This is a genomic window from uncultured Ilumatobacter sp. (genome assembly GCF_963980585.1).
In the GTDB taxonomy this organism is placed as follows: Bacteria; Actinomycetota; Acidimicrobiia; order Acidimicrobiales; family Ilumatobacteraceae; genus Ilumatobacter_A.
The window spans coordinates 25,860-48,957 of the sequence record NZ_CAXCAM010000011.1 but is presented as its reverse complement, the minus strand read 5'-3'; the positions used below and the strand labels follow the sequence as shown (position 1 = coordinate 48,957).

Below are 23,098 nucleotides of genomic sequence, written 5' to 3'. Positions count from 1 at the left end.
TTGGGCGCGCTCACGCGGTTCGTCGGCGTCAGCACTCGCGACTGACGCCAGACCTGATCAGATCAGACCGAGATCCTTGACCGCATCGCGTTCTTCAACGAGTTCGCCAGCGGTGGCATCGATCTTGGCGCGGCTGAAGTCGTCGATGTCGAGACCCTGCACGATCTCGTAATTGCCGTCCTTGCAGACACACGGGAAGGAGCTGATGATGCCTTCAGGCACGCCGTAGCTGCCATCGCTCGGAACCGACATCGACACCCAATCGCCGTCCGGCGTGCCGAGCGTCCAGTCCCGAATGTGGTCGACCGCTGCCGAGGCCGCCGAGGCCGCCGACGACGATCCGCGTGCCTCGATGATCGCAGCACCGCGCTTGGCGACCTTGGGGATGTACTCGTTGGCGTACCAATCGTGATCGCCGACCGCGTCGTACGCGTTCTTGCCGTTGACTTCACAGTGGAACAGGTCGGGGTATTGCGTCGTGGAGTGATTCCCCCAGATCGTCATCTTCTTAATGTCGTTGACCGACGCGTCGAGTCGAGACGCGAGCTGGCTGATCGCACGGTTGTGGTCGAGACGGGTCATCGCCGTGAATCGGCCGGGATCGAGGTCCGGGGCATTGTTCATAGCGATGACGGCATTGGTGTTGGCCGGGTTGCCGACGACGAGTACCTTCACGTTCTTCTTGGCCGAGCGGCTCAGCGACTCGCCCTGCGGCTTGAAGATGCCACCGTTTGCCGAGAGCAGGTCGGCACGCTCCATGCCCGCCTTGCGCGGCATCGAACCAACGAGAATCGCCACGTCGGCGTCGCCGAATGCCACGTCGGCGTCGTCGGTGCAGGTGATCGAGTCGAGCAGCGGGAAGGCGCCGTCGTCGAGCTCCATCTTGACACCTTCGAGCGCACCGAGGGCGGGCGTGATCTCGAGCAACTGCAGCGCGATGGGAGTATCGGGGCCGAGCATGGTGCCCGATGCAATACGGAAGAGGAGGCTGTAGCCGATCTGGCCTGCAGCTCCGGTGACGGCAACACGAACTGGAGTGGTCATGGTGCTGAGGCTACGCCGCACGGCTCCCCAGGCCAAGCTGTCGGTTAGGCCAGACCGAGGACGCGCTTGATCACGTCGGCATAGAACGTCTGTCCGGATTGCGTGAGGTGAATCCCATCGTCGTAGAAGCAGTTGCCGGTACAGCTCGCCGACAGCACTTCCCAGTCGATCACGGTCACCGCGGGGTACAGCGCTGGCAGATCACGGATCTTCGCGTTGTTGCCGGCTATCCAGTCGCGATCGCCCTTGCCGGTGAGCACGAGCACTCTCGGCACCCCGGCGACCAGGCCCATCATCTGGTCGAGCGTTGTCTGACTGAACGGACCGTTGGTTCCCAGGTGGACGACCACGACCGGCCCGAACGAACCGGTGTCGCGTATCGCCTGCATGTCGGGCAGGAACGTGACCATCTGACGGCTCTTCACCGCATCGACGGCGAAACCTGTGGCTTGCAGTTCTTCTGCCGCGCCGAGCATGACCGAGTCGCCGAGCGCAACCAGGGGGAGCCCGACGTCCATCACGGGGATCGTGAGTGGCTGGATGCCTTCCAGATCGGTCACGACCCCAAGCTGCGTCACCGGTGCTGGCGGAACGGTCGGCGGCGGCACGGTGGATGCCGGGACCACGATGGGTGCTGTGGTTGAGGGAACTGGAGCCAGCGTCGTGACCGGAGCCGTCGACGTCGGGGCGGTGGTGGTGGTCGGCGCTGCAGTCGGCGAGGGCGCGAGCGTCGTTGCGGGCACCGTTGCAGGAGGAACGGTCGGCGGCAGCGTTGCCGTCGGTGAACTATCGGCCGGTGCAGCAAGATCCGTGGTGAAATCTTCGCCGTCATCAAGCGACTCGGCGATGTCGTTCTGCTTCAGTTCTGCGGTGGCGAGCGCGACGCCGGCGAACAGAGACAGCACGCAAGCCACAGCGACGCCGCCGATCAGCAGTCCCCTCGGACGGCCGCCTGAGCCAGCGCGAAGACGCCCGACCATGGCGCCGAACTGGCCCTTTCGGATCGGCGTCTCGATCCAACGGTATGACGCTTCGGTCAGCAACACGGTCGGGATCATCGCCAGCACAAATTCGTGCGGACGCAACGAGTTGCCCGCGACGTTGCGGATGATCTGATAGATCGGCCAGTGATACAGGTAGAGCCCGTACGAGCGCGTCCCAATCCAGTTCAACACCTTGCCACCAAGCACTCGATTCGCAATCGAACCCTGGTGCGTCACTGCAGCAATGATGAACAGCGTCAGGATCCCGGCGACGAAGAGACCGCCTTTGAAGAGCCGAGCGTCCGGCCCCGCCGGATCGATGAGGTAGATGTTCCAGCTCATCCAGCAGAAGCCCAAGAACCCAACGAGGGCCAGCACGTCAAACGCCCGACCCTTGCTGCGCAACGGGCCGCGCACGATGGCGTACGGACGCCAGATCATCGCAAACGCCGAGCCAAGCATCAGGCCGCCGGCGCGTGTCACCGTGCTGAGGTAGAGCGTGTCGAGCTTCGCAATCGGCCGATCACCGATGAACCAGTAGGCCTCGGGAGTCTGGCTCGGTTCGCCGATCGGGCCAGGTTGGTACACCAGGGCCACACCGATCGTGATCAGGATCGCGCCAGCGAACAGCCATCGGCTGAAGTTGGCGATGCGGCGGGTGCCAGATCGGCCAAGGAACGCAACCATCACCACCGGCCAAATCAAATAGAACTGCTCTTCGACGGCGAGGCTCCACAAGTGCCGCAGCGGTGCGAAATCGCCGGCGGCGGTGTAACCGAGCCCAACCCAGATCTGATACCAGTTCGAGACGTAGAACAAACCCGCAATCACGTCGCCGCGAAGTTGTCCCAGCGCATCGCGCTCGAAGATCGCAGTCCAGATCGTCAGGAGCGTCATGAGCACAAAGACCGCGGGAAGCAGTCGTCGAGCACGGCGAATCCAGAAGTCGGTCAACGAGATGCCGTAGTCGCGTTCTCGTTCGGCAATCAGCAGCAGCGTGATCAGATAACCCGAAATCACGAAGAACATCTCGACACCGAGGAACCCGCCGGGAAGCCACGAGCTGTTCGCGTGGTAGATCATCACTGCGACAACAGCCAGCGCACGCATGCCGTCAAGGCCTGGCAGATACGGCACCCGACTGATGTGTTCGCGAACAAAACCCCCCGAATGATCGGTCAGGCCGGCTCGATCCATTGGCAAACCGGACCTTGGCGGCCGAGTCGTCGGTGGGTCGAACACAGCCATGAACGTTCCAGTATCACCGTCCAGCACGCTCAAATGGCGTCACGCTTCGATCAAGCTTCAGTGACGCTTGGCCGGTCAGCCTGGACCTGCCAGTCCGTGACGGTTATGCGAAGAGTGCAGCGTCGGCGAGCACTGTGGTGATCAGCGCGGTGTAGTACTCCGCGCCGGGCGTCTTGAGGTGGAAGCCGTCCTGATAGATGCAATCGCCCGGACACTGCGCGGCAAGACCGTCCCAATACAACACCTCGACATTGGCCCGAGCGCTTGCCTCGTTGACCATGAGGGCATTGTTCGAAGCTTCGTAGTCCCGCGGCACATCGTTCTGCACGAGCACGACCTTGGGCACGGTGGCCGCCAGGTCGAGCAACTGCGTCATTTCTGACTCGTTGATTGGGCCGTTCGTGCCGAGGTGGACCACCAACTCTTCTGGGAGTTGGCCGTTGTCCGCGAGCGACTGCACGATGTCGACTCCTCGCACAAATGCGCGGCTCTCAGCGGCATCAACAGCGAAGCCGGCAGCCTGCAGCTCTTCTGCTGCGCCGAGCATCACCGAATCACCGATGGCGAGTTTGCTCGGACCCGCCACAACCTCGGTAGTCGTCACCGCATCGACAACCTGTGCGCCCTCAGCGGCAGGGTCGATCGTCGTCTCGGGCACCTCACCGACGTCAACACTCTCACCATCAACGTCGCCGGACACCGGTTCGCTGTCAGCTTCGTCACCGCAGTTGCCCTCGATGACGCTGCAGGTTGCTCCTGCGCTCTCCTCGAGGCGCTGCGCCACTTCGTTCTGCTTCAACTCCGCTGTGGCCAGGCCGTATCCGGCAAACACCGCAAGCGCGGTACCGACAAACGCGCCGCCGAGCACGGCACCGCGGTGCTCATTGCGTCGATTGCGCTGGCCTCGGTTGCGCCACCACTCGCTGAGGTGGCCCTTGCGGATCGGTGTCTCGATGTAGCGGTAAGAGATCTCGGTGATGATCGCCGTGGCGACCATGCACAACACCCATTCGTGAAACTTCAGCTTCGTGCCCGCTGTGTTGCGGACGATCTGGTAGATCGGCCAGTGGTAGAGGTAGAGACCGTACGAGCGTGTCCCGATCCACAGCAGCGTGGCGCCGCTGAGTGCCTTCGAAGTCAACGATCCGCGGTGAGTGACCGCGGCGATGATCATCAGCGTGGCAATGCCGGCCACGAAGAAGCCCCCGCGGAACAGCCACGGATCGGCGCTGTTGTCACCATCGCTGTTGATGAAGCCAACTTTCCAACACATCAACGCGAGGATCGCGAATCCGACAACAGCCAGTCCATCGAGCGCTCGGCCCTTGTCCCGCAGCGGACCGCGCATCACCGCAACGGGACGCCACACCATGGCCATCGCAGCGCCGAGCAGCAGGCCGCTCGATCGGGAGATGCTCGAGAGGTACAACGCGTCCGCCTTGGAAATGAAACGGCCGCCGATCTCCCAGTAGGCGTTGGGCGAATTTTCCGGGTTCGCGTTGATGGGCCCCGGGTAATAGAGCAGTGCGACGACGATGGTGATGACCACCGCAGCGCCGAACAGGTAGACAGCGAGATCGGCGATCTTGCGACTGCCCTTGCGGAGCAGCGCCACCATCACGATCGGCCAGATGAGATAGAACTGCTCTTCGACAGCCAGGCTCCACAGGTGTCTCAGCGGTGCGAAGTCGTTGCTGGCGCTGTATCCGGCGCCGATGAAGATCTGGTACCAGTTACTGATGTAGAAGATGCCAGCGAGGATGTCGCCGCGCAGTTGGCCGAGCGCGTCGCGCTCGAAGAGCGCGGTCCAGACCGACAGCAGCGTCATCATCACGAAGAGCGCTGGAAGGAGCCGTCGGAAACGACGGATCCAGAAGCCCTTCATGTCGACCAGGCCCGACTTTTCGTTCTCAGAGATGAGCAGCAGCGTGATGAGGTAGCCCGAGATCACGAAGAACACCTCGACGCCGATGAACCCACCCTTCAGCCAGGAGCTGTTTGCGTGGTAGATCATCACCGCGACAACGGCGAACGCCCTCATGCCATCGAGCCCGGGGAGGTATGGCACCTTGCTGATGTTGGCGCCACCGGCGCTACCGGCACCACCGGTGCCGCGGACTGCAGACGACGCAGAGGTGGAGGAGGTAACGGCGGACATCAGCGTCCAGTATCGCTCAGACGAGGACCGATCCCAGGTTCACCCTGATGTCTTTTGCAATCTCGGACCGGTTGAGTGTGTACAAGTGCAGGCCAGGCGCCCCGGCCTCGATGAGGTCCCGGCAGAGCTCAGAGGCAAGTTCGATACCGATGCGCTTCGCGTCAACCGCATCATGGGCCGCACTCAACCGATCGACCAACCAGTTGGGGACTTCCGTGCCGCTCATCTCCGCCATGCGAGTGATCTGGCCCAAGTTGGTCACGGGCATGATGCCGGGAACGATCGGCTTGTCGATACCAAGCGCTGCCAGCTCGTCGACGAGGCGCACGTAGTGCTCGGGATCAAAGAAGAACTGGGTGATGGCGAAGTCAGCAAGTCGGAGCTTCTCGGCAAGATGTCGGCGGTCGGCCTGACGGCTCGCTGAGCGGGGATGCACCTCGGGGTGCGCGGCGACACCGATCGAGAAGCAGCCGGTGGTTGCAACGTCGTGGAGCAGGTCCAGTGCGTACGAGTAGTCCCCAGCCGGGGCGCTGCCATCGGCGGGCAGGTCGCCACCGAGCGCGAGGATGTTCTCGACACCGATCCGGCGGTAGTCGACGAGCAGCCCGGCCACGTCGGTCCGGGAGTGCCCGACGCACGTGAGGTGCGCCATGGGTTCGACGTCGGTTTCACGCCGGATCCATTCGACGACGTCACCGGTGCGGTGCCGGTCTGAGCCGCCAGCGCCATAGGTGATGCTGACGAAGTCAGGCCCGAGCGGTGCGAGTTCGCTCATTGTGCGACCAAGGGTCAACTGCGCGCCTGCGGTCTTGGGCGGAAAGAACTCGAACGACAGCGTTCGCCCCGCTGCCAACTTGTCGGAGATCCGGGCCATGTCTGGAACATATGCACCCGAACGATCGACTTGGTGCCGCAGCAGAAACTTCCCACCAGGCGGACCTTGTTCCACGATGCGGAACGGTTGATTCCCGGATCAGTGGCGGAAGTGGCGCTGACCGGTGAAGACCATGGCGAGGCCGTGTTCATCGGCAGCAGCGACGACCTCGTCGTCACGCATCGATCCGCCAGGCTGGATGACGCACGACACACCGGCTTCAACCGCTGCGTCGAGCCCGTCACGAAACGGGAAGAACGCATCGCTGGCGCACGCGCCGCCCGTTGCGCGTCCTTCGGCTCGTCGGGCGGCGATTCGTGCGGAGTCGAGACGATTCTGCTGTCCTGCACCGATACCAAAAGCCTGCTGGTCCTTCGTGTAGACGATTGCGTTGCTGGTGACTGCGGCGCACACCGTCCAGGCAAACTCCATATCAGCCCACTGCCCCTCGGTCGGCTGCACCGATGTGACCACGCGCCACGCGTCAGATCGTGCATCGACCGGGTCGGGCTGTTGGACGAGCAGGCCACCATCGATGGGGCGGACGTCGAACGGCAAGGGAGACGGCGCATTGGCGGCGATGACCCGGAGGTTCTTCTTCGCCGCGAGGGTGGCCAGCGCGTCGTCGTCGAAGCCGGGAGCCACGACAACTTCGGTGAACACGTCGCCAAGCGCGACGGCCATCTCGTTGGTGACCGTGCGGTTGACGGCGACGATGCCACCGAAGGCGCTGACCGGGTCGCACGCGTTGGCGCGTACGTACGCGGTCGTGATGTCATCGGCGATCGCCACGCCGCAGGGATTTGCATGTTTCACGACGACGCAGGCCGGGTCATCGAACCGATGAACGAGTCGCCACGCTGCTTCGGTGTCATACAAGTTGAGGTAGCTCAACGCCTTGCCGCCGTGCTGCGTCATTGAGTCCCACCAGCTGGTCGCACCGGCTTGGCGGTACCGAGCGCCCTCCTGATGAGGATTCTCTCCGTAACGCAACGACTGCACGTTGGACAGTGCCAGATGGATCGAGGCGGGCAACGCGCCGGAAGTGTCAACCTCTTCGACCGTGAGCGACTCGTCAGCGAGATCAGGATCAGTGTCATCGAACCACGTGACGATCGCCGCGTCGTACGCCGCGGTGTGCGCAAACGCTGCCCGGGCTAGCCGACGTCGGGTGGTCTCACTCAAGACGCCGTCTGCGCGGAGTTCGTCAATCACGGGGCCGTAGTTCTTGGGGTCGACGACAACTGCGACGTGCGCGTGGTTCTTTGCCGCGGCACGCACCATTGCCGGGCCGCCGATATCGATCATCTCAACGGCTCCGCCTGAACCGTGCTCGAAGTCGTCAGGACTCTGCCCGAACGGATAAAGGTTCCCAACGACGAGATCGAATGGCTTGATGCCGTACTCATCCATGTCGGCAACGTGCTCGGCATCAGTTGGGTCGGCCAGAATGCCGCCGTGGACCTTCGGGTGCAGCGTGACGACACGGTGACCCAGAATCGCGGGGACACCGGTGACATCAGCAACGTCAGTGACCGGAATTCCGGCGTCAGCGATGGCTCGAGCGGTTCCCCCGCTGGAGATCAGCGACCACCCAAGCTGGCTGAGCGACTGGGCGAATTCGACCACGCCGGTCTTGTCGTACACGGAGAGCAGAGCGGTAGGCACGACGCGAGCGTAGGCCTCAGGTGTCCGCCGTTCCGCAACACCGCTCGGAATACTCAGAATCGCTCCGTCGAGAAGAGGTACGGTCGTTGACCGTCACGGTCACCTTGATCACATCAGAGCCTCAGGAGGGGAACGAAGTGGACTTCAGTAACTTCAAGACATCCGACTGGTTGATGATCGGGGGCGGTGCAGGCGTCGCCATCTTCGGACTGTTCAACTGGATCAACGTGTCCGGCTTCGGCTTTTCCGACTCAGGCGGCAATGCGTTCGACTTCTTCTTCACCGGGACGATTCCCTGGCTGCTGTTCGTCGCCAGCGGGGTCATTGCATTCCTGCTCGCCTCCGGGACGATGGACAACAAGGGACTGCCCTGGCCGCTCATTCTTCTCGCCGCTACCGCTCTGGCGGCGTTCCTCTTTCTACTTCGCATCATTTTCAACCCAATCGAGGGCAAGGACATCATCGAGGCTGCGGGCGGCAGCGTTGGCCGAGGCTTCGGCATGATCCTCTCAGCCATCTCCGGCCTCGTCGCTGCAACGGGCGCATTCCTCAACTTCCAGGCTGCGGGCGGCGAACTGTCAGATCTCACCGACATCAACAAGATCAAGGAGAGCTTTGGTGGGAGCAGCAGCGATGCCATGCCTCCTCCGCCTCCGCCTCCAGCCGACGACACACCCCCTCCGCCGCCGGCACCGTGACCTGACCCGAAAAATGCCGAAGGCATGTGGTCGTCACGCACATTGTGCGTGACGACCACATGCCTTCGCTGGAAACTAGAGGGCGGCGACGATTTCCGCCATGAGCTCACCGGCTTCGGTCGGATTGAGACCGACCTTCACGCCAGCAGCTGCGAGCGCGTCCATCTTGCCCTGAGCCGTGCCCTTGTTGCCCGAAACAATGGCGCCTGCGTGGCCCATCTTCTTGCCGGCCGGCGCAGTGACGCCCGCGATGTATGCGCTCATCGGCTTGGTGACGTTGGCCGCGATGTACTCGGCGGCTTCTTCTTCGGCCGAGCCGCCGATTTCACCGAGCATCATGATCGCATGCGTCTCGGGGTCATTCTGGAACTCCGAGAGGCAGTCGATGAAGTTGGTCCCGGGCACCGGGTCACCACCGATGCCGACACAGGTCGACACGCCGATGCCACGCTGCTTGAGCTCATAGAGCGCCTGGTAGGTGAGCGTGCCGGAGCGACTCACAATGCCGACGTTCGGGCCACCAGCGGTGGGGTTCTGAGCGATCTCGCCAGCGGTAATGCCGATGTTGCACTTGCCGGGGCTGATGATGCCGGGGCAGTTGGGGCCGAGCAGACGGGTTCCGGGGAAGTCGCGAACCAGGCGGTTGAAGACCTTGGCCTCATCCTGGGCCGGAATGCCCTCGGTGATGCACACGACGAATCCGATGCCGGCTTCGGCCGCTTCCATGATGGCGCCAGAAGCGAACTTCGGCGGGACGGCGGCGAACGACGCGTTCGCTCCGGTTGCCTCGACGGCTTCGGCGACCGAATTGAAGATCGGAATGCCCTCGACGTCTTGGCCACCCTTGCCGGGCGTGACGCCCCCGACGACCTGGGTGCCATAGTCACGGTTGCGGAGGCCGTGGTACTTGCCCTGACCACCGGTCAGGCCCTGGACGATGACCTTCGTGTTCTCGTCAACAAAAATTGCCATGTCAGTACCTCAGCTTGCGAGCGCGACAGCTGCGCGAGCAGCTTCGAGCATGGTCGGCTCCGAGCGGAGCTTGTCTTCCGGAATGCCTGCATCGAGGAGAATCTGACGACCCTCCTCGGCGTTGGTGCCATCGAGGCGGATCACGATCGGAGCCTTGAGGTCAACGCGACCCATCGCCTCGACGATGCCCTTGGCAACTTCTTCGCCGCGGGTGATGCCGCCGAAGATGTTGATGAAGATCGACTTGACGTTCTCGTCGAAGTTGATGACTTCGAGCGCACCGGCCATGACGTCGGCGTTGGCGCCGCCGCCGATGTCGAGGAAGTTCGCGGCCGAACCGCCAACCTGATTGACGACGTCGAGCGTCGACATTGCCAGCCCGGCACCGTTCGCGATGATGCCGACGGTGCCGTCGAGACCGATGTATTGGAGGTCCTTTTCGGCAGCCATCTTCTCGCGGTCGTCCATCTCGGTGAGACCGCGGAAAGCGTCCCACTCGGGATGACGGAACTCGGCGTTGCCGTCGAGGGTGACCTTGGCGTCGAGCGCGTGCACTTCACCGGTCGGCTTGAGAATCAGCGGGTTGATCTCGGCGAGGTCGCAATCGCCCTCGTCGTAACAGCGGTACAGCTTCACGAGGATGTCGGTCGCCCCGTCGATCGCCCGCTCGGGAAGCTTGGCCTCGATGCATGCCTGGCGGGCGACGGCCTCGGAGAGGCCGTCGACTGGGTCGATGTGGAGCTTGACGATCGCATCGGGGTTCTCTTCCGCCACGACCTCGATCTCGACGCCGCCTTCGCGCGACAGCATCATGAGGTGCTTCTTCTCGCTGCGGTCGAGGGTAAAGGAGACGTAGTACTCCTCGTCAATATCAGACGCAGCCTCGACCCAGAGACGACGCACAACGTGTCCCTTGATGTCCATGCCCAAAATGTTGCCGGCGTGTTCTCGCACTTCAGCTTCATTGTCGGCCAGCTTGATGCCACCGGCCTTGCCGCGGCCGCCGACCTGCACCTGCGCCTTGACGACAACGGGGTAGCCAGCAGACGCAGCTTCCTTCACCGCCTCATCAACGGTGTCGGCAGGCCCTCCAGGGCTGACCGGAATGTCATAGCGGGCGAAGTACTGCTTGCCCTGATATTCAAAGAGATCCACGGTGGGGTCCCCTCTCTTTCATGTGTGCGGATGGGTTGCGAATGTGATTGGTGTCAGGTTTCGGTCTCGTCCAGGGCCGTCTCCAGCCACTCGCCAATTGCTTTCAATGACGATCCGGGACCAAAAATCTTTGCGACACCCTGCTCCTGCAACGCACGTGCGTCAGCGTCGGGGATGACCCCGCCGCCAAAGACGAGCACGTCGCCCAGGTCGCGATTGCGAAGCTCTTCCATCACGCGCGGGAAGAGCGTGAGGTGCGCGCCGGAAAGGAGCGAGAGGCCGACGCCGTCCGCATCTTCCTGCAACACGGTTTCTGCGATCTGTTCGGGCGTTTGGTGCAGGCCGGTGTAAATGACCTCGAAACCGTGGTCCCGGAGGGCACGGGTGATGGTCTTGGCGCCACGATCGTGGCCATCCAGGCCAGGCTTGGCAACAACGATGCGGTACGGACGCTTCACAAGTTCAGAACCTTATGCCGCACGTGCCGTGTTCCACCAACCGACCCGAGGCACCTCTGACACCGTGCAGGTGGACTGGAACCAGGCCCAGTCCGTTTCCCCGACGACGCGAAACGGGCTGGGGGCGGCAGACTGAGCTGGTGGCGAAGGTGAACGACAAGCCAGTCAAGCTTCGATCGCCGTTGACGCGTGCGCTGCTCCCCAACCTGGGCGGGCTCGTGGTCCTCGGCCTGATCGGGCTGATGCTGTGGGGATTCGCGGCATACATCTCGCGCGGCGACGCGGCAACATCTGATCGGCTCGCCCCGTCCAACTTGCGCGTCGGCAGCGTGACCAACGTTGCCGACGAAATCGTTGACAAAGGCCCCATTCTCTTCCCGGGCCTCGGCACCACCGAGGGAGAGCGCACCATCGTGCTCGATCACACCGGCGACGACCCCGCAATCGGTTGGGTCGTGTACTACGCCTACCCGGCTGGTGGCGACGAAAGCTGTGTCGTTGAGCAAGTACGTAACGACGCGGGTGAGGGGACACGCAAGTTCACCGACTGCAACGGCAACACCATCGACGTGAGCGAACTGTCACCGCCCCCGCAAGGCGTGAACCCCGTCGTCGAAAACCAGCGATTGCTGTCGATCGATCTCAGCGGCGTCACCAACGACAGCGGGCGCTGAGCGCCGACTCGGAGTCAGGCATCGACGGTTGCGTCGAGGAGGCGCGCAGCGAACTCTTCGCTGTGCTGGTCGAGCTTGCTCCGACTCATGGCCAGTCCGCCGATGACGTAGGCGCCGGTGTCGCCGAGCACATTCGTGAGCTTGTCGAGGCTGCGGCCCGGGTCGAGTGCAAACGTGCAGAACGCGGCAGCCTTCTTCCCGCGCATTGCGGGAAGGTTCGCGATGTTGTTGGCGGCCCATGGTGCCTGGCCGAACAGGAACGCTCCGTGCACCCAGGTCCCGACGAGGACGAGGTCCGCTTCGTGGATCGACTGGTAGTCGGGATGCTTGACCTTGGACAGGCCCGTGATGGTCCACCGCTCCTGCTGCAGCAGCTCGGCGACGTTTTCGGCCGCCTTCCACGTATTGCCGGACAAGCTCTCAACCAGAATTGCTGCCTTCACGTCTCTGATTCTGCCAGATACCGCGCCATCTGACCCGATCTTCTTGACGACATCGTTCACTCGATCTTCTTGAGCGGCGCCCAGGCAAGCGAGAGGTGCTTGGTGCCCGTGCCAGTGAAGTTGATCGTGGCCTCAGCCTTCTCGCCCTCACCGGAGATGTCGATGATCACTCCTGCACCGAAGCTGGGATGTTCAACGCCGTCGCCGACGTGCAGCCCAAGTTCCTGACTGTTCGACGGCTCGGGGGCATGCTTCTTGGCAAACTGCATCGCTGCTTCGACAACACGATCGCGATGTGCGTCCTGTGCCTGCTTGGCGTCTTGTACATCGTCGTTCACATCGGCATTGATGTCGCGCCCAGGCATCTCCTCGTCGACCGCGCGTCGGTACGGCGGCGGCGTAGAGGACGAGTCGTTCCCGCGCCCTTCGCGATCCGGTCGACCACTGCCGGAGGCACCGCCGTACCCCGATCGGTAACTCTGACGCCCATAGCTGGAGCGACCACTCACGTTGCCGCTCGCCTCGATCAACCCTTCGGGGATCTCGTCGAAGAACCGCGACGGGGGGTTGTACTGCGTCGACCCGAACAACTGCCGGCTCCACGCGTGGCTCATGTACAGCCGATTCATTGCCCGCGTGATGCCGACGTACGCGAGTCGACGCTCCTCTTCCATTTCGATTGGTTCGGTGAGCGACCGGATGTGCGGGAAGATGCCCTCTTCGACGCCGGCGAGAAACACGACAGGAAACTCGAGGCCCTTTGCCGAGTGCAACGTCATGAGAATCACCATGTCTTCGACCTCGTCCTCTGGCAGGTCGTCAGTGTCAGCGACGAGCGCGACCTGTTCCATGAACTCAGAAATCACGGTGAACTCGCGTGCGGACCCGATCAACTCGCCCATGTTCTCGAGGCGGGTATGCGCTTCGACTGAGTCTTCGGCTTCGAGCTCAGCGAGGTAGCCCGACCCGTCGAGTGCCAGCTGGAGGATGTCCGCCGGCCCGTACTGGTCATCGTCGACCATGCCGGCCATACCATCGACCAGTTCCACGAACTTGCCGATGCCACGGAGCGCGGGACCGCTCACGCCCGCCTCGTCGCATCGCCGCAGAGCGTCGGCAAACCCGATGCCCTCAGCGGCGGCAAACGCGTCGAGCTTGGCCACGCTGGTATCGCCAATGCCTCGCTTCGGAACGTTCAGAATCCGTTTCAGGCTGACCTCGTCAGCGGGGTTGACCACCGCACGCAGGTAGGCCATGGCGTCTTTCACTTCGCGCCGGTCGTAGAACCGGGTGCCACCCACCACCTTGTAGGGGACGCCTTGGCGCATGAACGCTTCTTCGATGACACGACTCTGTGCGTTGGTTCGGTACAGCACGGCGATGTCGCGGAAGTTCGCGTCGGCATCGCGTTGCAACTGTTTCGCCGTCCCGGCCACCCAGTTGGCCTCATCGCCTTCGTCTTCAGCGTGATATCGCTGGATGCGTTCGCCACTGCCACTATCGGTCCACAGCGACTTGGGCCGGCGCTCAGTGTTGTTTTCAATGACGGCGTTGGCGGCATCGAGGATTGTCTGCGTGCTGCGATAGTTCTGGTCGAGCACCACCGTGGTGACGTCGGGAAACGCCTCCTCAAACTGCAAGATGTTGCGAAAATCGGCACCGCGGAATCGATAGACCGACTGGTCGGTGTCGCCGACGACGCAGACGTTGTTGTGGCCGCCGGCGAGCATCAGCACCATCTGGTTCTGGGCGTTATTGGTGTCCTGGTATTCGTCGACAAGGATGTGGGCGAAGCGTTCGCGGTAGTGCTCGAGGACGTCGCCGTGATTCTTGAACAGCTCGACGGTCTTGGTCAGCAGGTCATCAAAGTCCATCGCACCGGCCTTGAGGAGCCTCGCCTGATACTCGGCGTAGACCTCGGCGTGCTTGCGATCGAAGATGTTCTCAGCGCCGTCGGCTGCTTCGGCCGGAGAGACCAGCTCATTCTTCCAGTTGCTGATGATGCCGTGCACGCCGCGTGGAGTGAAGCGCTTCGAGTCAAGCCCCTGGTCGCGGATGACGTAGCCGGTGAGGCGATTGGTGTCGGCTGAGTCGTAGATCGAAAACTGTCGGGGGTAACCGAGCGCGTCGGCATTGGCGCGCAAGATGCGCACGCACGCCGAATGGAAGGTGGACACCCACATTGTCTTGACGACCGGCCCAACCAGCGTGGCGACGCGTTCGCGCATCTCGGCAGCGGCTTTGTTGGTGAACGTGATCGCCAGGATCTTCGACGGGTGCACGCCCACATGGATGAGGTGCGCGATGCGATGTGTGAGCACCCGCGTCTTGCCCGAACCGGCACCGGCGACCACCAGCAAAGGCCCACTCTGGTGGACCACAGCATCGAGCTGATCGGGATTGAGCCCTTGGGCGAACGGCGACGGGCCATGCGAGACGATCTCGCTCCCCGCACCGAACGGCCCGACGGGTGCGGCCTGGTCCGACTCCGCGGACGGCGCGTCCGCCGGATGGGGGATGTCGCCGAACAGCTCCTCGTCACTCATGCGGGCATCACTCTAGGGATGCACTGTCACGGTCGAGCCGTCCCGCGACGACGGGCATCACACCCGCCGCACGATTCGCGACCGGACACACCCAACGGGCTCGTCAAGTCGGCACGGTGCGTAACGTGGTGATCGTGACGTCGCTGGTCGAACTCAGCGCCGGCGAACTGGCCTTCTGCGCCGCTGTGCTGCTCGTTGCCTCATACATCCGCGGCTATTCCGGATTCGGTTTCTCCGCCGTGCTCGTCGCTGGGGCGACCTTCGTCATCGAACCGGCGGCCGCTGTGCCGCTCGCGCTCACCTTTGAGGTCTTGGCGAGCCTTGCGCAGGGCCCCTCGATTCGGCACGAGATTCGCTGGCCCGATTTCCGCCTCTTGTTGGCCGCCGCAATCGTCGGCAACCCGATCGGCTTGGTGATTCTCACAACTGTCGACAGCGACGTCTTGCGCGGCGTCACCCTCGCCGTCTTGCTGGCGCTGACCGCCGGACTGCTCGTCAACCACTCGGCTCGAGTTCATCCCACACCCCTGTTGGTCTTCAGTGTCGGGGTCGTCGCAGGCGTCGTGAACGGGGCCACGGCGATGGCGGGCCTGGTGCTCGTGCTCGCGATGAGCATGGCCGCGATCTCTGCAGCTGAGACTCGAGCCACACTCATCGCCTACTTCTTTGCTTCGAATCTCGTCGTCATCGTCGGACTGTTCGTTGCGGGCGAGCTGACCGATGAATTGTTCTGGCGCGTCCTGCTCGGCATTCCGCTACTCGTCGCTGGCATCGTCGCTGGTTCGTTGATGTTCCGTTCGACTTCAGAGACAGCCTTCCGGCGCGTCACCCTCTGGCTGCTCGCCACCATCGCCATCGTCGGACTCGGCCGCCTTCTCCTCGCGTGACGTGCACCCCTGCACTCCAGCCACGGCAGCGGCGACCCCCGGACGAGGCCGTCGGCAGGTTGGTCTTTGCTCAGTGTGTTTGTTCGGCCAGTTCGAGCCAGAGGAGTTCGTGCTCGTCGAGCTCGGATTGCGCCGTCGCCAGGTCCTGACCAACCTCTTGCAGCTCCGATGAATCAGTGAGACCGGTCAACCGCTCGGTGAGGGAGTCGACGCGCTTCTGTGCTTTGACCATCGCCTGTTCGGCGGCACGAAGTTGCCGGCCGAGGGTCGACGGGCTCGGTCCCGTCCGAGCCGCCTTCGGCTTACCTGGGCGACTCGACGAATCGGCCGTGGCGGGTCCGGCCTTCGATGCGCTGACCTTTTTCGCCGATCCAACTGGCTTTCCAGTCCGACCGGTCGAACGCTCTGTAAGCCAACCGCTGACGCCGCCGGGCACACGGTGCATGGTGCCGTCCTCGTCGATCGCCAGCACGTGATCTGCCACGCGGTCGAGGAAGGCTCGGTCGTGGCTGGACGTGACGAGTGCACCGGGCCAATCATCAAGAAACGACTCGAGTGACCGCAATGTGTCGAGATCAAGATCGTTCGTGGGCTCATCCAGAATCAGCAGGTTCGGCTTCGTGGCCAGCACCATCACCAGTTGCAGCCGGCGACGTTCGCCGCCCGACAGCATCCGCGTCGGCGCGTATTGGGCAGTGGAGTCGAACCAGAACTTCTCGAGGAGCGCTTTGTCTTCATGGTCGGGCTCCCGGTACGGCCCTGCGACCACCTTGCGGACAATGGCGTCCGGATCGAGCGCAGACGAGTGCTGATCGGCGTAGCCGACCACGACGGTCTGCCCTCGCTTGACCTCGCCCGCAACGGGTGCAGCCCGTCCTGCGACGATGTCGAGCAGCGTGGTCTTACCCGACCCGTTCGGACCGACGACTGCGAGCCGGGCGCCGGGCTCGATGAGCAGGTCGATGTTCTCAAAGACCGTGTGCGCGTCGAACCGTTGCGTGACGCCGATCAGCTCGACGACTTGATTGCCGAGGCGAGACGTTCCAGCACCCAACTCGAGGTCGTTGCCACGTACGCCGGCGGCTGCGGGGCCGCCTGAGATGATCTCGGCGGCACTCCGCAGTCGCGCCTTGGGCTTCGTCGAACGCGCGGGCGCACCACGACGCAGCCAAGCAAGCTCCTTGCGCGCCAAGATTTTGCGCGTTGATTCTTCCGCTGCTTCACGCTCGATTCGCTCGGCGCGAGCATCGAGGTACGTCGCATAGGCACTTGATCCGGCTGCTGCCTGATGGATGTACGACTGTCCGTTGTCGAGTTCGACGACGCGGCTCGGGCCCACGGCCGTCGTCAGCCGATCAAGTGCATGTCGGTCGTGAGTCACCAGCACCAACGCCGCGCTCATCGCAACAAGGCGCGATTCAAGCCACTCGATTGCCTCGAGATCGAGATGGTTCGTCGGCTCGTCGAGGACCACCATGTCGAAGGCACCCTGCTGGTCGTCCGCCAGCACCTTCGCAAGCGCAACCCGCTTGGCCTGGCCACCCGACAACTGGTCGGTGCGTCGGTCGAACAACGGCAAGACGCCTAGCGTCGTTGCGGCAGCCTGCACTTCCCATCCGTCGCCGAGGACGTCGCGGACCAGCCCCTCCGGCAACACAGGGTCTTGCTCGAGCGACACAATCCGAGCACCTCGGCCGAACCGCACATCGCCGCTGTCCGGTGTGAGCGCTCCCGTCATGATCCGCAGGAGCGTGGTCTTGCCCGAACCATTGACGCCGACCACAGCGACACGATCGCCCTTCGAAATGGTGACGTCGACATGACTGAAGAGCACCTTGTCGGGCTGAGCCAGTCCGACGTCGGAGAGATCGACGCAAATCACCCCGGCGACGCTACGGCCGAAACGGTCACGCCGTGCCGAGCACGACGGGACCGTTCGACGGCTCGTGTGGGGGGATCAGTCGCCGTTGATCTTGTCGGTGATGCGTGTCTCGATCTTGGCGAGCTTCTCAGCGGCCTCGTCTGCCGTGATCCGCTCGGCCTCGACGGCAGTGTTGATGCGCTCCTCGGCCTGGGTGATCAATGCAGCGATCAGGTCGCTGGATTCGACACCATTCGCAGCTGCGAGTTCAGCCAGGGTTGATCCGGCGCGGAGCTCCTCCCGCAACTCGTCGGCATCGACGCCAAGCAGCTCAGTCAGCACCTCAGAACGGGCGAACTTGCCGGGGCCCCGACGTCCACGATTTTCACGACCGCCGCGATCGCCGCGCTCCGGCCGATTCTCGACCAGATGGGTGGCGACTGCATCAGCTTGATCTGCGGTCAGTGTTCCGTCGACGACCAGTGGCTGCAGCGCGTCGCGAAGACGTTCGCCAGAATTGGCCTGCATGTCTTCGCCGACGGTGTCGTCGACCTGCTGCACGAGTGCGGCGGGAGCGGCGGGAGGTGTGCCGTCGTCATCGGCCGCACTTGAGAGGCCCGGCACGCCGAGCACCAAGCCGGCGAGTGAGCCGCCGACGAGCCCGGCGGTGAGACCGATGGCCAGGCCCTTCTTCGAGGACCGGGGCTGCTGGGACTGAGTGGAGACCGTGTTGTTCATGTCGTGTTCCTTTCCAGAACGCTGTGGGGGATGTCGACCACGATGACAGTCCCCGGTGAGGAGGAAACCGGAGCAAGGTAAGAGTCGGGTGTGACTCGAGCAGCACACGAAGCCGCACGAAGCCGCAGTGGTGCCGGTCAGGTCATGCAGGGGTCGCCGAGGTCGGCACGTTCTGGACTGGCAACTCGAAGCCGACCGATGCGCCACCGCCAGGTCGGTTGACTGCGCTCACAGTGCCACCGTGCCGCTCGACGATCTCACGCACGATCGCCAACCCCAGCCCTGAACCGGGCAACGTCCGCGACGCCGTGGCGCGGTGGAATCGGTCAAAGACCAGCGGGAGGTCGTCTTCTGGAATGCCCGGGCCATGGTCGATGACCGTGAGCCTGCCCCCGTCAACCTCCACGCGGATCTCGGAATCGCTCTGATCGAACTTCGCGGCGTTCTCGACGAGATTGGTGATCGCCCGTTCGATTCCGGCGAGCGGCGCAAACACCGAGGCTTCCTCACCGACGTGCACCCCGACTTCCACGACGACAGATCGATCCCGTCGTCGGCCGACACGCGCGGCCACGCGGCGAGCCACCTCGGCGAGCAGAAGATCCTGCGGCGGTTGGTCGGCAAGTTCGCCAGACGCAACAGCGACCAGTTCGTTGACGAGTTCAGTGAGTTCGCCGACCTCGCTGTCGAGGTCCCCCAGGATCCGTTCCTGCATGTCAGGCTCCATGTCCGGATGCCGACGGAGCACGGCAAGGTTCGTCCGCAGGCTGGTCAACGGCGTACGGAGTTCGTGACCCGCGTCCTGCACCAACCGCTGCTGTTCGCCTCGCGACCGTTGGAGCGCACCGAGCATCGAGCCGAACGCCGAGCCGAGGCGGCCGACTTCATCCCTTCCCGGCTCCGGCAGTGCAACGTTCAGGTCGCCCGACTGCTCCACTTCGCTCGCCGCTCGGGTCAGACGGCGCAGCGGAGCAGCGACTGTGCTGGCGAGAAGCCAACCCACCGCTGCGGCGAGCGACGAAACGACGAGGACGAACAACGCGGTGCGACGCTGGACGTCGCGCAGCACTCGATCGGTCTCACCCAGCGAGCGGGCGACCTGAACAGCACCGGCATCGCGCCCAACGGTGTGTACCCGGAAACGTTCGGAACCGAATTCGACCGTTGACTGATCGAACCCGCGATTCACACCGACCACACTCCGGGCGGCGTCGCTGACTGGAAGGTCGACCTCGAACGAACTGTTGACCGTCTCGGCCCGAACATTCAGCACACGCACCGAGTAGATCCCGAGCAGACCACGCGCCGGGATTCGAAAGCGATTGTCGTCGCCCCGTCCGGCGAGCAGCGTCGTGGCCTCACTGATCGAGTCGTCGACTTCGGCGATGAGGCGAGCACTGGTCGATCGGTAGCTGATCGCCCCGACGACTGAAGTGGCCACGAGGACCAAGACGGCCATCGCCAGGGCGATCTTCAGCCGCAATGAATTCACAATGGTGTCCGGACCGTGTAGCCGACGCCGCGCACCGTCTGCACGAGTCGCTGCTCGCCCTCGGCCTCGGTCTTGCGACGGAGGTACCCGATGTAGACCGCAAGGTTCTTCGAATCCGGCCCGAAGTCGTAGTTCCAGATGCGCTCGTAGATCGTCGTGTGATCGAGCACGATCCCCTGGTTCTCGACCAGCAGTTCGAGCAGATCAAACTCGGTCTTCGACAAATCGATCTCGCGTTCGCCACGAAACACACGACGGGCTGCAGGGTCAAGGCGAAGGTCGCCAACATCAAGGGTCGCGACCTCATCCTCTCCGGCGTACTCCGCTCGGCGTAACAGTGCTCGCAGACGGGCGAGCAGCTCATCAAGGTCATACGGCTTTGGCAAGTAATCGTCCGCACCGACGTCGAGGCCTGCGACGCGATCGGAGGTCTCCGTCCGAGCGGTCAGCATCAAAATTGGCAGCCGATTGCCTTCGGCGCGCACCACGCGGCACACCGTCAACCCGTCGACGAGCGGCATCGACACGTCGAGCAGAAGCGCTGCCGGCTCGTCCCGCGCAACAGCGTCAAGACACTCCGCACCGTTCGACGTGGCTGTGACGCGATAGCCCTCGAGTTCGAGCGCTCGCACGAGCGACTCGCGCACGGCGCGGTCGTCCTCAGCGACCAGAAGATGAGCCGGTGCACGATCGTTGGCCGAGACAGTCACTTCGTCAGTCTTGCCGCTCGCGGGGCCGGCGCGGGTGAGAGTTGAGTGTGAATCCCCGTGGCTGACCTCCGCCGTTTGCTAGCAACTGCAGGTGCAGTTGTTTCCGTCGAGCGCTCAGATCGAGGGCCGCAATCTTCCTCTGGCGATCGCTGCTGTTGCTGCAGGCGGCGCGACCGGGGCAACACTGCGCTGGGCGGTCGGAACGTTTTTCGACGTCGAAGCCGGCTCCTGGCCGTGGCGGACACTCATCGTCAATGTGCTCGGCTGCCTGGCAATTGGTGTCGCGGTCCATCGGCTCGAACGCGGATCGCTGCGGTGGGACGCCATCGTCACCGGCCTGCTTGGCGGCTTCACCACGATGTCGTCGTTTGCCGTCGAACTCAACGACTTCGTCGACCGCGACCTGACCGGTACTGCCGTCGCGTATGGCGGAGTCACCGTCGCAAGCTGCGCCGCCGCAGTCGGGCTCGCGTCCGCCCTGTCTCAGCAGCGCACCCGCACCAACCACAGCCGAGGTGACGACACATGACGCCGATCGTCTTCGTCTGCGCCGCAGCGCTGGGCGCTGTTGCCCGACTCACCCTGGGCCTCCTCGTGTGCTCGTGGCAGGCGCTACTGGTCGCCAACACCATCGGCGCCGCTGTGCTCGGCTACACCCTGAGCGCTGACTTCTCCGACAGTGTCGTCACCGTCATCGGCATCGGATTCTGCGGCGCGCTCACCACCTACTCGACATTCGCGCTGGAGGCACGATCGCTCGGATGGCGTTGGGGATCGGCCTACGCGGCGCTCACCATCGGGTGCGCGTGCGGTGCGGCCTCGATTGGTACGACGTTCGTGTCAACCTGATCCGCCTTCACGCCCCTGGTCCGTCTCCGGTGAATCGGAGGTCAGGTGGTTTCGAGGATGCGAACCGGCAGCACGCGCGGTCCACGAATCTGACCGGCGCTCCACGTCACGTCACCGGCGAGCTCAAACTTGGGGAACCGGGTGATGAATTCCTCGATCGCCACCTTGAGTTCGAGCCGGGCGAGGTTCGAACCGAGGCATCGGTGGATACCAAGACCGAAGGCTGCGTGCCGGTTCGACTCCCGGTCGATGATGAACTCATCGGCGTCCTCAAATGCCCGCGGATCGCGGTTGGCCGCCGGGAAAGGCAGGAGCACCCAGTCGTCCTTCTTCATTGGGCACCCATGGAAGTCCACGTCCTTGGCGACCATACGGGCCATCGTGACCGGCGCGTAGGCACGGAGGAACTCCTCGAGCGCGAAGGTCATCACCTCGGGTTCGGACCCGAGACGGTCGAGGTCCGACGGAGTCTGCGCCAGATGCCACAGCGATGAACCAATCGCCGACCACGTGGTGTCGATGCCAGCGATGAGCAGCAGCACAATCGAGCCACGCACGTGCTCGGGCGACAGCTTCTCGCCACCCAGCTCGACGTTGAGGAGATAGTCGGTGAGGTCCTCGCGCGGGTTGTCGATGTGGTCTTGCACCTGTTTGTCGAGGTACTCGTCCAACTTGAGGAAGTTCTCGCGACGGGTCCCCGGCTCGGCGTTGATCGTCTCGAGCGTGTTGTGCACAAACTCGCGGAACAACGCCTCGTCTTCTTCGGGGAACCCGAGCATGCGTCCAATGACGTTGACCGGGATGTGCTGTGCGTACTGCACCGCTGCATCGACGGTGTCGCCAGGCGCGACGTCACCCATCTCGTCGAGGAGGCGGCGGCACAGAATCTGGACTTCGGCCTCCCAGGGCTCGATCTGCTTTGGAGCGAACGGCGGCAACAGCAGACGACGCGCCATCCCGTGGAACGGCGGATCACTCGAGATCGGCGGTACGACACCGATGGGCGCAGGGATAGCAGCATCGCCTGGGCGGAGGTGGGTAACCACGACACTGCGACTCGTGAAGTTCTCCGTGTCGTACGCGACGTCGTGCACCGCCTCGTGCGTGATCGGAGCCCACATGCCGCCGTAGCGATCGGAATGGGCGACGGGACAGCCGCTGTCGCGCAGTTCCTTCCACACCTCAGGCGCATTCGGGTTGTAGCCGGGGTCGGCGTGGTCGAGGTCGGTCGCCCAGTCGGTGACCGGCCCATAGTCGTCGGCGTCGTAGGGAGTGCGTTCCCAGGAGAGCGCGTTCTCCGGAGTGTCGGAAATCTCCAGCGGTTCGGTGGGTTCGATCGTGTCAGTCATCCAGCTGGTCAGTCGGAGATCGTGATCGCGTATTCCGGGCAGTTCGACGCAGCGAGACGTGCCTTGGCCTCGAGGTCGGCCGACACATCACCGTCGCCGATCAGCACGGCTTGGCCGTAGTCGTCAACATCGAACAATTCGGGTGCCAACGCGTAGCAACGGTTGTGGCCCTGGCACTTTTCAACATCGAGATGAACACGCATGTCCTGACCATAGAGCCCAGAAACAGACGGTGACCAGCCCCCTGGGCATCTTTCTCGAACAGTGTTCCAATGCTGCTGCTTCTGCCAT

At 63.5% G+C, this 23,098-nt stretch carries 21 protein-coding genes; 5 read left to right on the top strand and 16 right to left on the bottom strand.

Annotated elements, in window-relative coordinates; translation table 11 throughout:
- Window positions 1-57 precede the first annotated feature (57 nt).
- The 5 genes from ACH2DW_RS05555 to purH form a co-directional block, all read right to left on the bottom strand.
- Window positions 58-1,044 (bottom strand): malate dehydrogenase, encoded by a 987-nt coding sequence (locus ACH2DW_RS05555; protein ID WP_394928726.1) that lies wholly within the window; start codon window positions 1,042-1,044, stop codon window positions 58-60.
- A 44-nt stretch (window positions 1,045-1,088) separates the two neighbouring features.
- A complete protein-coding gene (locus ACH2DW_RS05550) occupies window positions 1,089-3,224 on the bottom strand; it encodes an acyltransferase family protein (protein WP_394928725.1) in 2,136 nt (711 codons plus the stop codon).
- 154 nt (window positions 3,225-3,378) lie between these two features.
- Window positions 3,379-5,433 (bottom strand): acyltransferase family protein, encoded by a 2,055-nt coding sequence (locus tag ACH2DW_RS05545; RefSeq protein WP_394928724.1) that lies wholly within the window; start codon window positions 5,431-5,433, stop codon window positions 3,379-3,381.
- Between the two features lie 16 nt (window positions 5,434-5,449).
- Window positions 5,450-6,307 (bottom strand): methylenetetrahydrofolate reductase, encoded by an 858-nt coding sequence (locus ACH2DW_RS05540; RefSeq protein WP_394928723.1) that lies wholly within the window; start codon window positions 6,305-6,307, stop codon window positions 5,450-5,452.
- 99 nt (window positions 6,308-6,406) lie between these two features.
- Window positions 6,407-7,975 carry a bifunctional phosphoribosylaminoimidazolecarboxamide formyltransferase/IMP cyclohydrolase gene (purH, locus tag ACH2DW_RS05535; protein WP_394928722.1) on the bottom strand — a complete coding sequence of 523 codons (1,569 nt, stop codon included), beginning with the start codon at window positions 7,973-7,975 and terminating at the stop codon, window positions 6,407-6,409.
- Window positions 7,976-8,112: 137 nt separating this feature from the next.
- On the opposite strand from purH, the gene ACH2DW_RS05530 reads away from it, so the two are divergent.
- Window positions 8,113-8,673: a hypothetical protein gene (locus tag ACH2DW_RS05530; RefSeq protein WP_394928721.1), complete on the top strand. Its 561-nt coding sequence runs from the start codon at window positions 8,113-8,115 to the stop codon at window positions 8,671-8,673.
- A 75-nt stretch (window positions 8,674-8,748) separates the two neighbouring features.
- Here ACH2DW_RS05530 and sucD read toward each other — a convergent pair whose 3' ends face one another.
- The 3 genes from sucD to ACH2DW_RS05515 are packed head-to-tail and all read right to left on the bottom strand — an operon-like array spanning window position 8,749 to window position 11,258.
- A complete protein-coding gene (gene sucD / locus ACH2DW_RS05525) occupies window positions 8,749-9,645 on the bottom strand; it encodes a succinate--CoA ligase subunit alpha (RefSeq protein ID WP_394928720.1) in 897 nt (298 codons plus the stop codon).
- A 9-nt stretch (window positions 9,646-9,654) separates the two neighbouring features.
- The gene (gene sucC, locus ACH2DW_RS05520) at window positions 9,655-10,800 is read right to left on the bottom strand and encodes an ADP-forming succinate--CoA ligase subunit beta (protein ID WP_394928719.1); all 1,146 of its coding nucleotides are present in this window, start codon (window positions 10,798-10,800) and stop codon (window positions 9,655-9,657) included.
- 53 nt (window positions 10,801-10,853) lie between these two features.
- Window positions 10,854-11,258: a cobalamin B12-binding domain-containing protein gene (locus ACH2DW_RS05515; protein ID WP_394928718.1), complete on the bottom strand. Its 405-nt coding sequence runs from the start codon at window positions 11,256-11,258 to the stop codon at window positions 10,854-10,856.
- 140 nt (window positions 11,259-11,398) lie between these two features.
- On the opposite strand from ACH2DW_RS05515, the gene ACH2DW_RS05510 reads away from it, so the two are divergent.
- Entirely contained in the window at window positions 11,399-11,932 is a 534-nt protein-coding gene (locus ACH2DW_RS05510; RefSeq protein WP_394928717.1) for a hypothetical protein, read from the top strand.
- Window positions 11,933-11,946: 14 nt separating this feature from the next.
- On the opposite strand, the gene ACH2DW_RS05505 is transcribed toward ACH2DW_RS05510, so the two are convergent.
- Window positions 11,947-12,375 carry a flavodoxin family protein gene (locus ACH2DW_RS05505; RefSeq protein WP_394928716.1) on the bottom strand — a complete coding sequence of 143 codons (429 nt, stop codon included), beginning with the start codon at window positions 12,373-12,375 and terminating at the stop codon, window positions 11,947-11,949.
- Between the two features lie 56 nt (window positions 12,376-12,431).
- On the bottom strand, window positions 12,432-14,921 hold the full coding sequence (locus tag ACH2DW_RS05500) for a UvrD-helicase domain-containing protein (protein WP_394928715.1): 2,490 nt from the start codon (window positions 14,919-14,921) through the stop codon (window positions 12,432-12,434).
- 134 nt (window positions 14,922-15,055) lie between these two features.
- Between ACH2DW_RS05500 and ACH2DW_RS05495 the strand changes: the two genes are divergently transcribed.
- Window positions 15,056-15,808, top strand: a complete 753-nt coding sequence (locus ACH2DW_RS05495) for a TSUP family transporter (protein ID WP_394928714.1) — start codon at window positions 15,056-15,058, stop codon at window positions 15,806-15,808.
- Between the two features lie 70 nt (window positions 15,809-15,878).
- On the opposite strand, the gene ACH2DW_RS05490 is transcribed toward ACH2DW_RS05495, so the two are convergent.
- From ACH2DW_RS05490 to ACH2DW_RS05475, 4 genes are all read right to left on the bottom strand, one after another.
- Entirely contained in the window at window positions 15,879-17,690 is a 1,812-nt protein-coding gene (locus ACH2DW_RS05490; protein ID WP_394928713.1) for an ABC-F family ATP-binding cassette domain-containing protein, read from the bottom strand.
- 75 nt (window positions 17,691-17,765) lie between these two features.
- Entirely contained in the window at window positions 17,766-18,407 is a 642-nt protein-coding gene (locus ACH2DW_RS05485) for a hypothetical protein (protein ID WP_394928712.1), read from the bottom strand.
- 142 nt (window positions 18,408-18,549) lie between these two features.
- Window positions 18,550-19,866 (bottom strand): ATP-binding protein, encoded by a 1,317-nt coding sequence (locus ACH2DW_RS05480; protein WP_394928711.1) that lies wholly within the window; start codon window positions 19,864-19,866, stop codon window positions 18,550-18,552.
- A 29-nt stretch (window positions 19,867-19,895) separates the two neighbouring features.
- On the bottom strand, window positions 19,896-20,609 hold the full coding sequence (locus ACH2DW_RS05475) for a response regulator transcription factor (RefSeq protein WP_394928710.1): 714 nt from the start codon (window positions 20,607-20,609) through the stop codon (window positions 19,896-19,898).
- 91 nt (window positions 20,610-20,700) lie between these two features.
- Between ACH2DW_RS05475 and ACH2DW_RS05470 the strand changes: the two genes are divergently transcribed.
- Together ACH2DW_RS05470 and ACH2DW_RS05465 are read left to right on the top strand one after the other, a co-directional pair.
- On the top strand, window positions 20,701-21,138 hold the full coding sequence (locus tag ACH2DW_RS05470; RefSeq protein WP_394928709.1) for a CrcB family protein: 438 nt from the start codon (window positions 20,701-20,703) through the stop codon (window positions 21,136-21,138).
- Window positions 21,135-21,458 carry a fluoride efflux transporter FluC gene (locus tag ACH2DW_RS05465; protein WP_394928708.1) on the top strand — a complete coding sequence of 108 codons (324 nt, stop codon included), beginning with the start codon at window positions 21,135-21,137 and terminating at the stop codon, window positions 21,456-21,458. The genes ACH2DW_RS05470 and ACH2DW_RS05465 overlap by 4 nt, the downstream gene beginning before the upstream one ends.
- A gap of 41 nt (window positions 21,459-21,499) precedes the next feature.
- Here the strand turns inward: ACH2DW_RS05465 and ACH2DW_RS05460 are convergent, their stop codons facing one another.
- The gene (locus ACH2DW_RS05460; RefSeq protein WP_394928707.1) at window positions 21,500-22,807 is read right to left on the bottom strand and encodes a cytochrome P450; all 1,308 of its coding nucleotides are present in this window, start codon (window positions 22,805-22,807) and stop codon (window positions 21,500-21,502) included.
- Window positions 22,808-22,815: 8 nt separating this feature from the next.
- On the bottom strand, window positions 22,816-23,010 hold the full coding sequence (locus tag ACH2DW_RS05455; protein WP_394928706.1) for a ferredoxin: 195 nt from the start codon (window positions 23,008-23,010) through the stop codon (window positions 22,816-22,818).
- Window positions 23,011-23,098: the final 88 nt, after the last annotated feature.